Raw genomic sequence first — 16153 nt, 5'->3', positions numbered from 1 at the left:
ATGCTTACTCCGGGCGCTCAGTCTCTTGCCCCAGCATTAATTCTGCTTCATTAGCTGGGAGAGTCTGTACATCTCTCAGCTTGCGGGCAATCGTCCGACTTTTTTTAGTGGCTGTATCGATGGTGTTGCTTGCTTCTTGAAGTTTTTTCTGAGTTTTTTCTAAGACTTCTACAAATTTGCCGAATTCGGTTTTAACTGCCCCAAGTAAGTTCCATACTTCGCTGGAGCGTTTCTCAATAGCTAAGGTTTTAAAGCCCATTTGAAGGCTATTTAGGAGAGCAGCCAACGTGGTGGGTCCTGTAATAATAACCTTGTATTCTCGCTGGAGGCGTTCACAAAGACCAGGGCGGCGTAGAACCTCAGCATATAAGCCTTCAACGGGTAAAAATAAGATGCCAAAATCTGTCGTGTTAGGGGGATCAAGATATTTATCCCTGATAGTTTTCCCCTCAAGCTTTATTCGATTTTCCAGAGATTTACCAAGTTCTTCAACGAGTGTAGAATTGGCTTGATCTTGTGCTGCTATTAGCCGTTCATAATCTTCAATGGGGAATTTGGCATCGATTGGAAGCCAGATGACCGTATCTTGTCCGTCTCGAGCAGGGAGCTTAATAGCATATTCTACACGATCATTACTTCCAGCTTTAGTTACGACGTTCGTCGAGTATTGTTCGGGAGTTAGGATCTGCTCTAACAAGTTGCCGAGCTGAATTTCGCCCCAAATTCCTCGGGTTTTAACGTTGGTCAAAACTTTCTTTAAGTCTCCGACACCTGAAGCCAGGGTTTGCATTTCCCCTAGTCCTTTATGGACTGCTTCTAATCTCTCACTGACAATTTTAAAGGATTCTCCTAAGCGTTGTTCGAGAGTAGAGCTCAGCTTTTCGTCCACAGTTGCGCGCATCTGGTCTAATCTCTGGCCGTTATCTTGCTGAAGTAAAATGAGACGTTCTTCTACTGTTTTGCGCATTTGTTCTAATTTTAAATCATTGGTTTTGGTCAGAGAGCCTAGTTGTGTGGCAAAGATATTCAATTGATCGCGCTGAAGACCGGCGATTTCTGCCATTCGAGCTAATACGGAATCATTAAACAAACGGACGGATTGGTTTAATTCCTCGCGGACTTGTCTAGCATTGGTACTAGCTTCTTCGCGGTTTTTGGATATCTCCCCATTAACGATTCGTTCGTTGCGTTCAAGGTTCTTCTCTAAAGAATCAAATTTACTCTCGAACTTAACAAAAGGATGTGTTGATGAGCGGATTATTATGATGACGAGTAGGATGATAGTAATGATGCCTAAGATGATTTGAATTAATTCGAACATAAACGGTTCTGTCATATGAGATCCTCCTAAGTTGTACTTCTAAACTACTTTATCACATTTGGGAGACAAAGGTTTGTTAAAGCAGCAAACATTGTGATAAATTAGGCTTTTTTGTCGATATGTTAATCCTTATGGATATTAGTAAAATTATTATCTTTAATTCACTGTTATAAAGAGGAGTTTTAGCTTTGAAGAGAGAATTTTAGGAGTTTAGAGATAAATCTTATTGTATACTAAAATACATTTCCACCAGGGGGAAAAATGAAACAGATTAAGATACATGTAACAGCATTTATGATAATCGCCTTAACCTTCGGCTTAGGGGGCTTGTCTTTTTTAGCCTTTTTTCAGACAAGAGATCTCTTAAGAACTAATTTAGAGGCCCAAATCACCTCGCTAACATTATCTTCTAGTTCTGAAGTCGGTTTATGGTTAAATGCTCACAAATCGGAACTAGAGATTATGGCAAATACACCCTACGTTGAAAACGGAGACAAGAACGCAATTTTAGCGTATATGAATAAAGAAATTGAGCGTAATAAAGACTATGAAGAGTTTTTCTATGTGGATATCGAAGGTAATTACTTACTAAATTCCGGTCAGAGAGGTAGTATCATCGATCGTCATTACTTTCAGGAGGTCATGGCTACAGGCGAGTCTGTAGTATCAGATCCCTTATTTTCCAGAGGGAATAGTAGTCATAGTATTGTTGTTGCTGCTCCGATTAGGATAGGGAATAAGGTGGTAGGTCTATTAGGTGGGAGTATTAATTTATCGGAACTGATCCAACTCGTTTCGTCAAAAGGGGTTGGAGAGATCGGTAATACATTTATTGTTCAAAAAGATGGTCTGATGATTATTCACCCTAAAGAGGATTATATTATGAGTTACAATGGGCGAATGTATAATCGTACTTCACTAGATTATAGGGATACCATTAAAAAAATGATTCGCGGTGAAACTGGAGTGACAAAGAATACATTTGAAGATGGAGATAAATACCTAGCCTATGCTCCAGTACCAGGCATTGAATGGTCGTTAGGTGTTACGGTTCCGGTCACCTATGTTTTAAATCAGCTGTATTACTTGCCCATCTACTTTATCGCGATTACGAGCTTTTTAGGGATTGTTATGGTCGTTTTAATGAGGCGTTGGCTTGTCCATCCCCTGACTGAATTGACAAAATTTACTGCAGAACTCAATGATAATATATATGAACGTGAGAGTAATTATCAGCTAGAGAGTCCAGTAATTGAAGTTGAGGCTCTTGCTACTAACTTCCGGAGGATGACTGCAGCACTACAAGAAAACTTTAGAAAGCTAGAAAGTTCCGAAGTGAATCTTAAACAAGAGATTATCGAAAAAATGATGGTTCAAAAAGATTTAGAGTGTAGTTACGAAGAACTTGAGGCTGTTGAAGAGGAATTAAGATCTAATTACGAAAAACTTCAATCCAAGGAAAAGTTACATAGAGAATCAGAACGACGTTTCCGATCCATGCTCGAGAACGTGAAACTTATTACAGGGATTATGGATAAGGACGGTCGGATTATCTTTTGTAATGACTTTATACTGGGTCTAACAGGATTTCAAAGAGATGAGGTCGTAGGACATAACTTCTTTGATGTTTTTATTCCCATAGGTATAAGAAAAAGTGCAAATGCTTGGTTTAGAGAAGTCCTAGAAAGTAAGAATATTGTAGTTCATAATATTTATCCTATTCAAACAAAAAACGGGAATACACGGGTTGTTCACTGGAACCATACCCTCTTGTTTGATTCAGAGGGTAATATCTCGGGGATCGCAAGTATCGGAGAAGATATCACTGAGCGTAAGCAATTTCAGGAGAGGCTCGAGCACATGAGTTTCCACGATGCCTTAACTGACCTGTATAACCGAGCATATTTTGAAGAAAAGATACGTTTACTTGGTGGACAGGATTTTGCTCCAGTTGGGATTATAGTTTGTGACGTAGATGGACTAAAACTAGTTAATGATACACTGGGACATACGACAGGGGACAAATTACTCGGGTTGACCGCTGGTCTTATAAAAAAGTGTTTCCGTGAAGAGGACCTAATATTTAGGATTGGCGGGGATGAGTTTGCTATCATTCTACCAAAGAGTGAATTATCGGTGGTAGAACAAGCCTGCTACAGAATTAGAAAAGTGGTCGAAACATATAATATGGAAAATAAAGAGTTTCCTCTTAGCTTATCCATGGGTTTTGCAGTAAGCGAGAAAACAATTGTCAATGTCGACGAAGTGTTTAGAGAAGCAGACGATGGAATGTATCGCGAAAAACTACATCGAAGTAAAAGTACGCGCAGTGCCTTGGTGCAGGCCATGATGAAAGCACTCGAAGCAAGAGATTTTATTACTGAAGGGCATGCGGACAGGTTACAAGAACTAGTGATCACACTAGGTCAGGCTTTGGCTTTATCGGAGCGGACTCTTGCAGATTTACGACTTTTAGCACAGTTCCATGATATCGGTAAAGTGGGCATTCCTGATAGTATTCTTTTCAAGCCAGGACGTCTTACAGAGGAAGAGTTCAAGGAAATGCAGCGACATAGTGAAATTGGACATCGCATTGCTCAGTCGGCCCCAGACTTACTGCCGATCGCTGATTGTATACTAAGACACCATGAGTGGTGGAATGGTCAAGGTTATCCATTAGGGCTTAAAGAAGATGATATCCCCTTAGAGTGCCGCATTTTAGCAATAGCTGATGCCTACGATGCAATGACAAGCAATCGACCCTACAGGAAAGCCTTGAGCCAGGAGCAAGCATTTAAAGAATTAATCGATAACATGGGGATGCAATTTGATCCCGACCTTGTGCCCATATTTATTAAAGCCATCAGGTAAATTAAATTAAATTCGTTTAAATCTCAAAGAGCTAAGTATTGACCATTGACTTTATATTCTCCACATGTTAATTTAATAAAAACTGAATAATGAGCAGGGGTGCTGGAATTGGCTGGCTGAGATTTAGACCCTTATAAGTCTAAGACCCTTTTAACCTGATCTGGATAATGCCAGCGTAGGTAAGCAGTTTACTCTTTTATGAAATTGGAAGAGCACTATCTTATTCTGGAGATATGTGCTCTTTTTGGTTTTATGAGGTTCTTGGGTAGCCAAGTTTTTAAAAGAGAAATTAAACATATTGGAGGTGCGTTATGAAACAGGTACTTACTATAGCTGGTTCAGATTCTAGTGGGGGCGCAGGGATTCAAGCAGATTTAAAAACGTTTTCTGCTCATGGGGTTTTTGGAATGAGCGTAATTACGGCAGTCACCGCTCAAAATACCCAGGGGGTATTTGCTGTACAGGATATCTCTAAAGACGTAATCGCAAAGCAAATTGAGGCGATTTTTGATGATATTGAAGTTGATGGAGTCAAAATCGGTATGGTTTCACAAGTTCCTACAATAGAGGTAATTGTGGAACAGTTAAGAATCTATAAGCCTAAAACCATTGTTTTAGACCCTGTCATGGTCTCTAAGAGCGGTTACCATTTGTTAAATCCAGAAGCTGAAGCAACTTTAATTAAGGAATTACTGCCAATGGCAATGGTTGTTACACCTAATATTCCAGAGGCTGAAGTTATGACGAATAAGTCCATACACACGCTAAAGCATATGGAGGAGGCTGCCAAAGCTATATTTCAGATGGGAGTGAAGAATGTACTCCTTAAAGGGGGGCACTTGGAAGAGGATTCTATTGATATCCTATTTGATGGACAGGAGTTTAGATACTATTCCTCTGCAAGGATTGCAACTAAGAATACTCACGGAACGGGATGTACACTTTCGTCGGCCATCACGGCAAATCTGGCCTTAGGACACAGCCTTAATCAAGCTATCACCCTAGCAAAGGAGTATATAACGATTGCTATTCAGAATTCCTTACCAATTGGAAAAGGCGTAGGCCCAACCCATCACTTCTATACACTTTATAAAAAGGCGGGATTAATTGAGTGAGCACAACTTCAAAAAATAATTTAAGTGGGTTTAATTTTGCAACCCTATGGTTTGGTGCAGCTATATCAGTGGCTGAAATAGTGACGGGTGGTCTTCTAGCCCCCTTGGGATTTAAGATGGGGGTTTTGGCTATCCTGCTTGGACACTTGGTTGGGACGACTATTTTAGTGCTGGGAGGAATCATTGGAACCCAAGAGAGAATCCCAGCTATCATGTCGACGCGTATCTCCTTTGGTGAATACGGTTCCTACTTATTCTCGATCTTGAATGTTTTACAGTTATTAGGTTGGACAGCAGTTATGATTATTGTTGGGGCCCGGTCGGTTAATCACATCACTAATACTTTATGGGCATTTAATAATATAACTGTTTGGAGTTTAATCATCGGAATTTTGATAATGGTTTGGTCATGGCTTGGTAGAGATAGCGGTTGGAAAAGGGCAAACCATTTCGCCGTTATTTTACTCTTCCTTTTAACTTTGGTCTTAAGCTCAATTATTTTCCGTAACCACGAGTTGTTTACAAAGCAGGTTGCTGGAGATTTGGCCTTTGGTTCTGCTTTGGAACTATCCGTAATCATGCCTTTATCCTGGCTGCCGCTAATATCCGACTATACGCGATTTGCAAAGACAAAGAGTGGAGGGGCAGGAGGAAGTTGGCTAGGATACTTCATCGGAAGTAGTTGGATGTATATAATTGGCTTGGGATCTGCAATTATCGCCTCAGATGCTGATCCGTCTGCAATGTTACTGGCTGCAAATCTCGGTATAGTTGCCTTAGGAATTATCATTTTAGCAACGGTAACAACGACTTTCCTTGATGCTTATTCAGCTGGAGTTTCGTGCTTAAATATTTTCCCTAAATTAAATGAGAAAACGGTTACGATTGTTATGACGGCTATTGGTACTGGATTAGCAATCGCCGTGAATATCGAGCAGTATGAATATTTCCTTTATGCTATCGGATCAGTGTTTGCTCCTTTGTTTGCAATCCTGTTAACGGATTATTTCCTTTTGAAAAATAAGAAGATCCAAGCGGACCTTGTGATTAACTGGGGCACATTAACCCTTTGTGCACTTGGAACTGCGTTATACTACCAGTTTGTCAAATTTGATTTTGTTCTGGGTGCGACTATTCCGGTTATGTCAATTATCAGTATTGTACATCTTATTACATGGAGGTTGACTGCTAAATGGAAATACGTGAAAAAATCTGTGCAAGCTTAAGTGTCATTAAAGAGAAGAGTCCCTTGATCCACCATATAACCAACTATGTTACAGTCAACGATTGTGCTAATATTGTTTTGGCCATCGGAGGTTCCCCTGTTATGGCAGACGATCTAGAAGAGGTAGCAGAAATGGTAGGCTTTGCTTCTGCTTTAGTGCTAAATATAGGTACTCTAAATTCCAGAACAATAGAAAGCATGTTGATAGCTGGATTAAAAGCGAAAGAATTGGGCATACCAGTAATTCTTGACCCTGTAGGAGTAGGTGCAACAAAGCTTAGAACTAAAACAGCTGAAAAACTGATTAGGCAAATTAAACCTGAAGTTATTCGAGGAAATATGTCGGAAATCAAAGTCTTAGCAGGTTTAGAAGTAGCCATCAAAGGAGTCGATTCACTCGCGGATGAACAAGATAGTTCAGTTGTTGCAAAGAAACTAGCTTCTGAGTTTGGCTCCATAATTGCTATAACCGGAAAAACTGATGTCATATCTGATGGACTGAATGTTTGCTTTCTCGAAAATGGACATAAAATTTTGGCAGATGTTACAGGGACAGGGTGTATGACGACCTCTCTAGTGGGAACATTTTGCGGCGTAACTAAAGATTACTTTACAGCTGCAGCGGCGGGCATAATCAGTATGGGTCTGGCTGGAGAAATAGCCCAAGCTTCGCTGCGCCAAGGAGAAGGGATAGGTACATTTAGAGTTAGGCTTATGGATAGTATTTATAATCTAACCCCCGAAATCCTGGCAAAAGAAGGTAAGATTTTTTATGAGTAAAGTCAAGATCGACTATAGTCTATATTTAGTCACTGATCGAACACTTCTCGGAGAGCGGGATTTAGCTCAGGGCATTGAGTCGGCTATTCACGGTGGAGTTACCCTAGTTCAGCTAAGGGAAAAGTCAGTCTCAACAAAGGAATTCTTACAATTAGCTGTAAGGGTAAAAGAGATAACAACTCGGTATAGGATTCCGCTAATTATTAATGACCGTCTTGATATTGCCCTTGCGGTAGATGCTGATGGATTACATGTTGGACAAGACGATCTTCCAATGCTAAAAGCGCGGGAGCTTTTAGGACCAAACAAAATTATTGGGGTCTCGGCTAGTACTCTGGCCGAAGCCCTACTTGCCCAACAACAGGGTGCGGACTATTTGGGGGTTGGAGCTGTTTTTAATACATCAACTAAGAGTGACGCAAAAGAGGTCAGTCTCGAGAAATTGGAACTTATTAAAAAATCAGTCTCAATACCTGTGGTAGCGATCGGTGGAATCAATATAACAAACATTCAACAAGTTATGACTACGGGAATTGATGGGGTTTCTGTTGTGTCTGCCATATTGGCTCAAGAGGACATCTTAATGGCTGCAAAACAGTTGCGGGTAGTCATAAAGAACCAACAGAAAACGGATATTTAAAAAAATCATTTTTGGATTTTGGGTATTATTAAACAGGACTATTTCAAATGTGAAATAGTCCTGTTTGTTTAAGATATCATTAGATTTTAATACATAATTTCTGTATAATATAAAATTGTGGAATGAACTTAAAACGGAGGAACAAAGTGTCTCAATCGTTAAATGAGTTAATTAAGCAGATTGAAGAATTACGATCAGAATTGATCAGAGCAAAAAATGGGCGAACCTACACAGATCCAGAAGTTATAGCAGCAAGTCAAGCTTTAGATGAAGTATTGGATAAATATCAGGAACTATTAGATAAGAACAGCAAAATGTAAATAAATATTTATCTACCTTAGGCACAAGGATTGTATTCTTTAGTAAATGAACAATGACTTTTATCCAGCTGATAAAATTATTATTCTGTCCATTGTCCCTAATTAGAGTGTGAGTTATACTAGGAAATATTAATGTATGCAAAATTACATAAATTGGGAGGAGTCTAAATTGTTAAAAGATAAAACTGCACTGATAACTGGAGGCGGAACAGGAATTGGAAAGGCTATTGCCTTATTACTAGCCAAGTCGGGAGTTAATATTGCGCTTAACTTTTCTCGCTCGGAGGAAGACGCGTTAAAGACTTGTCAAGAGATCAAGAATTTAGGAGTACGCAGCTCAATTTATAAAGCAGATGTATCTCAGGATGCTGAAGTAAGAACAATGGTCAGTCAAGTAGCGGCTGATTTTGGAACACTAGATATTCTCGTCAATAATGCGGGAATGACTCACTTTGTAGATCATTCTGATCTAGATGGAATGAAAGATGAGTATTGGGATAATATTTTCGGAGTTAATGTTAAAGGGATGTTCTTTTGTTGCCGTGCCGCATCTGCTGAACTTAAGAAGAGTCGAGGGTGCATTATTAACATCACATCAATTGCAGGGCTGACCGGGTTAGGCAGTTCTATCGCCTATTCTGCTTCTAAAGCAGCAGCAACTAGTGTTACGAAATCATTAGCACGAGTTCTAGCACCCGAGGTTAGAGTCAATGCTGTTGCTCCAGGAATAGTGCAAACCCGTTGGGTTGAGGGGAAAGAAGACCATATTACTCGTCTTGCTGCAGGTACCCCTCTAGGTCGGATTGCAAGTCCTGATGATATTGCTGAAGTTGTCTATTCATTGATAGCTCATGCAGGGTTTGTAACCGGACAAACGGTCGTAGTAGACGGAGGAAACTTCATTTAACACATTTTGCTTAACAAAAGTGGATTAGGAAGTCAATTGGAAGCCTTTTAGTGCTACAAGACTTCCTAACCTATTAATATTGTCTGACCTCAATACTTTTTTGGGAGTTTTTCCTGGACCGACTTCTTTCCAGATCTAGGAACCAAAATACTGCAAAGTTTTTCTGTTTTGGCTCTTGACAACAATTGAATTCTGGGTATAATTAAATCATAAGAGTTAAACAAATAATTCAGTTCAAACAAATCAAATCTTTGGTCGCGTGCTAGGCAGTCTTCGAATTCATCGAAAGTTAAGCATTGCAATCGTTTGAATTAATGCTGAATTTCGAGAATTTGAGCCACCTAGAAGGGTGGTTTTTGTGTTCCAAAAAGATAATTTTCCCGCAAGTTCCTCCAATCAGTCAGTCAGTCACTCTGAGTTAAATTGTTTAAGTGGTATAAAGCAAGCTAGGAAAGAATTAAGGTGATTTGTAAGCTTAGGTTTTTCCCGGAGAAAATTAGTTATCAGATTGACCGCAGAGATTTAAAAGGTACAAAGTAGTGGAAGATTTGTCCAGATTAGTTTCCTTACGTTACCAATAACATGTAATAGCTGGTTACCTTGAGGTTAATAAATGTTAGACCCATATTAGTTCAAGAATCAAACTATTTTAACGAGTTAAGATTCATTAGATAATTGATTATTGTAAGGTGCATGTGTTAACAAATTGTCTGGTTAATTGTTGGTAAAGCTTAGTAGTAGATTAATCTTGAGCCGTGTATCCATTAATTGTGGAGGAACTTGCGGGATCTATTTAGAGTAGGGCCACTCATTGAGTGGCCCTTTTTATTTTTGTATAGGAAAGTATAAAATTTTTGAATCGGGATAACTGATTTTAGCGCGTGCGACAGCACGCTATTTTATTGCGACAGGCACTCTCAAGGGAATGTATCTGTGTTAAACAGAGATGAAGCTATGTTTTTGGCCAGAAGTTACCTGATTTTAATTCTAGGTAATCTGAAATAGTTATTAAGATTTTGAACAACACTTCATTATTAAAAGGCTAGGTTTGCCCTGAAGCTCGTTCATATAATAACAAGAGGATGCCTCATTATCATTTGAGATATCCTCTTTGTATTTGTTCATTGGATTTAAGAATCTAATGGTCATCTAGAAGAGCCCTATAGTTCGTCTTTTTAAATATTTTAACAAAGCATTTTAAGAGTTATTAATTACGTTAACCCTGCGCCCTGTAGGATACTTAAGCATACGAGAAACTGTTCCGTCGGCTTTGACTTCTTCAACGACTAAATTGTAGTTGTTCCCATAATAGCTATCATCTGGTTTTTTCTCGGAAGGAGTAGATTCAACCTCAACCTCTACTTCAACTTCTACACTATCGACTTCATCGACTTCATCGTCATCATCGTCGTCATCGTCATCATCGTCGTCATCGTCATCGTCATCGTCATCATCGGCTTCATCATCGTCATCATCGTCATCATCGTCATCATCGTCATCATCGTCATCATCGTCGTCATCGTCATCATCGGCTTCATCATCGTCATCATCGTCATCATCGTCATCATCGTCGTCATCGTCATCGTCATCGTCATCATCGGCTTCATCATCGTCATCATCGTCATCATCGTCATCATCGTCATCATCGTCATCATCGTCATCATCGTCATCATCGTCATCGTCGTCATCATCATCATCATCATCATCATCGTCATCATCATCGTCGTCATCATCGTCATCGTCGTCATCATCATCATCATCATCGTCGTCATCATCATCGTCGTCGTCATCGTCATCATCATCGTCATCATCGTCGTCATCATCGTCGTCATCATCGTCATCATCAACGTCTTCTACTTCAGCTTCGTCATCGTCATCGTCGACATCGTTGTCTTCTTCGATTACCTCAAAACCGACAACTTCTTCTTCATTTTCTAGTTCGGCCTCTTCAGACCCAAATTCTAACACCTTACCATTCATATAAACAACATTGATTTTCTCAATCTCATCCCCATTTGCTAGTGCATCATGAAGCGATTTCAGTAATTCTTCATTATTCATATTTGAGCACCCTTCCTCACTAAAATTTTCCAAAACACAACATCTCCACCTAATTAAAGCTGAATAGGTTGGAGATTTTTGTGTATTATATGAGCACTTTAAGCAAATGGTACGTTAACAAACAAATATTTCACAAAATCTGGATTCTACGACAAGTATCACAAAAAGTTATTTCTCTAGCTATTCTCTATCTTCTAGTTGAAGTTGAACCCGGTCGTTTTCCCAATTGCGGTAAGCCATTACCCAATTCTCAAGTAAAGAAAACCAAACTTCCTGACAAGTTTCCCATCAAGACAATTTCTAGCATCCAGAACAATGGTTCCCTTCATTCTTGATTTTACTTCAGCCCAGTCAGTTTCAAGAAATTGCTGCCATTCAGTTGAAATAATTAGTGCGTCTGAGTTTTTAACTGATTCATACTGATTAGTGTGGGAATAAACACCCGATAATTCCAGTTGTACCATCGGATCATAAGCGTGAACTTGACAACCTTTTTCTAGAAGTTTTTTAATCATCATAACTGCTGGGGAAGAGCGTAAGTCATCTGTATCAGGTTTAAAGGTCACTCCCCAAATCGTAATCCGTTTTCCCGTTAAATCCGGAAGCTCAGTTGTAAGTTTATTCAGATATAGATCGATTTGGGTGTCATTTACTTCTCTTACCGCATCAAGAAGTTTAGTTTCAACGTTTTTCTTTACCGCTGAATGCTTAAGAGAACTTAAATCCTTTGGTAGGCATGATCCCCCAAACCCTAGTCCTGAATTTAGGAAGTAGCGACCTATTCGAGGATCAGTCCCTATTCCTTTAGCAATGTCATCATAATCCACTTCGTAAGCATCACAAATGCGCGCCATTTCATTAGCAAATGAGATTTTTGTAGCTAAAAAGGCATTGCTAGCATATTTAATTAGTTCTGCTCCTGTCAAACTTGTAAAGATATAGGGCGCCTTTCCCCTATAATAGAGTTTTTTAAGGTTTTTAATTGGCCGACTAGTTTTCGTGCCAAAGACAATTTTATTTGGATGATAAAGATCCCTTAAGGCGAATCCTTCCCGTAAAAACTCTGGATTGGAAACAACATCAAATAAGTCTTCATCTATACCTTTTTCAATCAATCTTTTGTGAATCCACTCATTAGTTCCTGGAGGGACTGTACTTTTAGTGATAATGATTTTATACACATTTGTAGTAGAAGCAATGACGTCAATAACCCGGTGCACAAACATGAGATTGCTGCTGCCATCGTCCTTGGAAGGAGTGCCAACAGCAATCAGAATTACTGGATATTCTTTAATACTTTCTTCAACTAGTGACGAAAAAAATAGCTTATTATTTTTAACGTTTTTAGTAATTAATTCATCCAAGCCTGGTTCATATATGGGTACCTTGCCTTGGCGAAGGCAATTTATTTTTGATTCTTCCATATCAACACATAACACTTCATGTCCGAAATCTGCCAATGCAGCAGCTGTTGTAAGGCCTACATAACCTGCGCCTACGATGCAAATTCTCATTAATCGCTCCACCTATTCAAATAAAATGCAATTTTAATATTGTATTAGAATTAATTTTATAGGTTACAAAATTACATATTATGGTACATTTTTTAGTGTAATAGACAGATTATCCATTTATTGATTCCATTCATAGACTAAGCTGAATAGATTATTGTGTGCCTAACCTTAAATAATAGTGGAGGGAAAGACGTGAAAGAATATACGATTCAACCATGGGATAATGAAGATCACCAAGATATAATCGATTTAGATATGTGGGTCCCCCTAGAAATTGATGAATTAGCGACCCAAGTAATTGATTGCTACGATATGAAGGTCCTTAGTAAAATTTTAGTTACGGCTAAATCAGATAAAGGGGGAGCTATATGGAAAATTGAAACGGATAAAGGGCCCCGAAGTTTAAAAGTATTACATCGAAAACCTGCTAGAAGTCTTTTTAGTGTAGGCGCTCAGGACTATATTGTAAAACAAGGAGGAAGGGTACCAGAATTAAAACAAACTAAAAACGGCCTTCTCTATGTTGAAAAGGGTGGGAAGTTATGGATTGTTACGGATTGGATTGAACCTCTTACCCCAGCAATGAGTGACCTTGAAGGCGCTCAAGCCTTATGTTATGGTTTAGGAGAATTTCATAGGCATTCCCGAGGATATACTCCGCCACCGGGTGCCGAAAGAGCTTCCAGATTGTATCGTTGGCCTGATTATTATCGTAAAATTACCAGTAAAATTGACTGGTTCAGAAACGTTGCTCAAGCATATAATGACCTCCCAGGCAGTCGAACACTACTTTCTGTTATAGACAAATATAAACAAGAAGCTCACAATGTATTAAGCTTTCTCGAGCAATCATCTTATGCTCAGATGGCAGCAATGGGGGAACAGCACTGGGGACTTGTTCACCAAGATTTCGGGTGGTCTAATGGACAACTTGGTGAGGGTGGCCTATGGGTTATTGATTTAGATGGAGTGTCCTACGATTTGCCAATTCGTGACCTTCGTAAACTCATTTCGAGTACAATGTTCGACTTGGGAAGCTGGGATATCACCTGGATAAGGGGAATGATAGATGCCTATCATTCAGCAAATCCTCTGGATCTCGAGACCTATGAAATTCTATTAAATGATCTTGCCTTTCCTAATGAGTTCTACAAACACATTAATGAGATGTTGTTCGATCCTTTGAACTTTTTAAATCTATACGTGGAACCGATCATTCAGCGTCTGGAGCTAGTAGAAAAATCAAAGGCTGAAGTATTGGCCGAGCTGAAAAGGGATAGCCATAAGTACGAATCGGGTAATTATGCCTCAATGCCTATTTTTGAACCCGAAATTCTTGAGATGATGCAAATCAAGGCAACGTCGGAAAAAACCACATTACCAAATATAATCAAAGACAATTCTTTAAGGAATCCAAATATGATCAAAGGGAGTTCTCTTGAAACTAAAACTAAGAAAAAAAGCAAGAAAAAAGCTCTTGAAACAGGGAAGAGTCAGAAAAAATCAAGTGCGAAAAAGAACGAGAATGTAAAAATTCTCATGATCTGCACGGAAAAGTTGCCAGTACCACCAGTGCGGGGCGGAGCAATTCAAACTTATATCCAAGGAATATCTGGAATATTAGCCCAAAAACATGACTTAACAATTCTGGGAACAACAGATTCTTCATTACCCATTGAAGGTTATCAAGATAATATTCGTTATGTAAGAGTTGATGGTGAAAAAAACTTCGAAATCTATGCTGAGAAAGTCATTGATTTCCTTAAAGAAGAATCTTTTGATCTTATTCATGTCTTTAACCGACCACGGCTAATTCCCTTAATTCGTGAAGTTGCGCCTGATTCGCGACTGATTTTAAGTATGCATAATGATATGTTTAATACAAACAAGATTCTTCAAGCTGATGCAATAGCTGCTATTGATGAAGTGGAACGTATTTTCACGGTTAGTGACTATGTTGGCAATACAATCGTTGATTTATATCCTCAAGCTGCTGAAAAGGTGCAAACGATTTATTCCGGAGTAAACCTTGAAGCCTTTGTACCTTGGGAAGAATCAAAATCAGCTGCTCAGATTCGTGCGAATCTGAGGAAAGAGTATAGTCTTGAAGACAAAACAGTTATTTTATTTGTAGGCCGGTTAACCCCTAAAAAAGGTACTGATCTGTTGATCCAGGCACTTAAAGAACTTTACGCCTTTGATTCGAGTATTGCCTTGGTGATTGTAGGTGGAACTTGGTACAGTGTCGACAGAGTTACAGATTATGTTGCTTATGTCAGAGCACTGGCAGAGCGAGCTCCATTTCCGGTGATCAGTACTGGTTATGTACCCGCTGATCGAATTCATCAGTGGTTTTGGGCAGGGGATATTTTTGTGTGTCCTTCTCAGTGGCAAGAACCCCTTGCTCGTGTCCATTACGAAGCTATGGCTGCTGGCTTACCATTTGTTACTACGGCACGTGGTGGAAATCCCGAAGTGGTAATTGGTGAAAACGGATTACTTGTTGAGCAACCCGAGGACCCTATCGAATTTGCCGAAAAGTTTCGAACCCTCGTAAAGGATGCCAGACTTCGCCAGAGAATGGGCTTAAATGGTAGGGACTTAGCTGTAGAAAGGTTTAGCTGGGAGCGGGTAGCGAACGAGGTCTCGGAAGCATGGAAAGGAATAATCGACCACGAAATGGCTCCTAAGAAAGTGAGTGGAAAAGCTAAAGAGAAAGAAAAAGCTCTAACAAAAGACAAAACTAAAGCTAAAGCAAAGGGTAAATCAAACGTCAAAGCAAGAGATAAGTCGCTAGGGAAAAATAATGTAAACAGCTTTAACAGGGATAAGAGCCTATTAATAGGTTCGGATAAAGTCTTAGTTAACGGTCTAGATAAAGGCATAGTTAAGAGCTTAGATAAACCCTTAGCCAAAAATTTGGATAGAGGACTAGTCAAAGGTAGAGCTAAAGGTTTAGCCAAAGACGATAGGGAAGTTAATAATAAAAACTCAGCGATGGTATCATCCGTTGTAAAGATCACCCGGGATATGATTTCACGCCCGAAAGGTGAGAGTAATTCTAATTCTACAAGCGTTCGTAGTTCATCCCTTGTGAATGGTCAAAATGAAGTCGTACCCAAAAGAGCAAACAGTCAGTTCGATCAATCTGATAGTAAATCGGTTATTAAGGTAACAAGGGGTATGATTCATCGTTAGGTGATTAATACAATTTGAATCTCAAGTTAAAATAACGGGTAGCAGTAATGCTTACCCGTTATTTTTAGGTATTAAGTGTATAATAGAGAAAAATCAAATTTATTGGAAACTTCATGGGAGGCGTAAGCGTTGGAACTGAACGTCGAAGAAAGGCAAGAGACCTGTTCAATCGTTAGTAAAATCGTAAGGTTAAAAATATAT

11 protein-coding genes and 1 riboswitch are annotated in these 16153 nt (G+C 39.3%); of the genes, 8 read left to right on the top strand and 3 right to left on the bottom strand.

The window, feature by feature from the left end; all coding sequences use genetic code 11:
- Nucleotides 1-4 precede the first annotated feature (4 nt).
- Nucleotides 5-1336, bottom strand: a complete 1332-nt coding sequence (locus HGJ98_RS03360; RefSeq protein ID WP_291349616.1) for a DNA recombination protein RmuC — start codon at nucleotides 1334-1336, stop codon at nucleotides 5-7.
- A 246-nt stretch (nucleotides 1337-1582) separates the two neighbouring features.
- Between HGJ98_RS03360 and HGJ98_RS03355 the strand changes: the two genes are divergently transcribed.
- The 7 genes from HGJ98_RS03355 to HGJ98_RS03325 all read left to right on the top strand — a co-directional run bounded on the left by HGJ98_RS03355 (nucleotide 1583) and on the right by HGJ98_RS03325 (nucleotide 9179).
- Entirely contained in the window at nucleotides 1583-4192 is a 2610-nt protein-coding gene (locus tag HGJ98_RS03355; protein ID WP_291349614.1) for an HD domain-containing phosphohydrolase, read from the top strand.
- 85 nt (nucleotides 4193-4277) lie between these two features.
- Nucleotides 4278-4392: riboswitch (TPP riboswitch) on the top strand.
- A gap of 111 nt (nucleotides 4393-4503) precedes the next feature.
- Nucleotides 4504-5307, top strand: coding sequence for a bifunctional hydroxymethylpyrimidine kinase/phosphomethylpyrimidine kinase (gene thiD / locus HGJ98_RS03350; protein ID WP_291349612.1), 804 nt, complete (start codon nucleotides 4504-4506; stop codon nucleotides 5305-5307).
- Nucleotides 5304-6533 (top strand): putative hydroxymethylpyrimidine transporter CytX, encoded by a 1230-nt coding sequence (cytX, locus tag HGJ98_RS03345; protein ID WP_291349611.1) that lies wholly within the window; start codon nucleotides 5304-5306, stop codon nucleotides 6531-6533. Before thiD ends, cytX begins: the two co-directional genes overlap by 4 nt.
- Nucleotides 6500-7312, top strand: a complete 813-nt coding sequence (gene thiM, locus HGJ98_RS03340; protein ID WP_291349610.1) for a hydroxyethylthiazole kinase — start codon at nucleotides 6500-6502, stop codon at nucleotides 7310-7312. Before cytX ends, thiM begins: the two co-directional genes overlap by 34 nt.
- The gene (thiE, locus tag HGJ98_RS03335; RefSeq protein ID WP_291349609.1) at nucleotides 7305-7952 is read left to right on the top strand and encodes a thiamine phosphate synthase; all 648 of its coding nucleotides are present in this window, start codon (nucleotides 7305-7307) and stop codon (nucleotides 7950-7952) included. The genes thiM and thiE overlap by 8 nt, the downstream gene beginning before the upstream one ends.
- 146 nt (nucleotides 7953-8098) lie before the next feature.
- Nucleotides 8099-8272, top strand: coding sequence for an aspartyl-phosphate phosphatase Spo0E family protein (locus tag HGJ98_RS03330; protein ID WP_291349608.1), 174 nt, complete (start codon nucleotides 8099-8101; stop codon nucleotides 8270-8272).
- A 169-nt stretch (nucleotides 8273-8441) separates the two neighbouring features.
- Nucleotides 8442-9179: an SDR family oxidoreductase gene (locus HGJ98_RS03325; protein ID WP_291349607.1), complete on the top strand. Its 738-nt coding sequence runs from the start codon at nucleotides 8442-8444 to the stop codon at nucleotides 9177-9179.
- Nucleotides 9180-10376: 1197 nt separating this feature from the next.
- Here HGJ98_RS03325 and HGJ98_RS03320 read toward each other — a convergent pair.
- Together HGJ98_RS03320 and HGJ98_RS03315 are read right to left on the bottom strand one after the other, a co-directional pair.
- Nucleotides 10377-11273: a hypothetical protein gene (locus tag HGJ98_RS03320; RefSeq protein ID WP_291349606.1), complete on the bottom strand. Its 897-nt coding sequence runs from the start codon at nucleotides 11271-11273 to the stop codon at nucleotides 10377-10379.
- A 206-nt stretch (nucleotides 11274-11479) separates the two neighbouring features.
- Nucleotides 11480-12754, bottom strand: coding sequence for a UDP-glucose/GDP-mannose dehydrogenase family protein (locus HGJ98_RS03315; protein WP_291349605.1), 1275 nt, complete (start codon nucleotides 12752-12754; stop codon nucleotides 11480-11482).
- 192 nt (nucleotides 12755-12946) lie between these two features.
- Here HGJ98_RS03315 and HGJ98_RS03310 point away from each other — a divergent pair, with 192 nt between their 5' ends.
- Nucleotides 12947-15952, top strand: a complete 3006-nt coding sequence (locus HGJ98_RS03310) for a CotS family spore coat protein (RefSeq protein ID WP_291349604.1) — start codon at nucleotides 12947-12949, stop codon at nucleotides 15950-15952.
- Nucleotides 15953-16153: the final 201 nt, after the last annotated feature.

The sequence above is a fragment of the Desulfosporosinus sp. genome (genome assembly GCF_014237355.1).
GTDB lineage: Bacteria > Bacillota > Desulfitobacteriia > Desulfitobacteriales > Desulfitobacteriaceae > Desulfosporosinus.
This window is presented reverse-complemented; position numbering and strand designations above follow the sequence as displayed.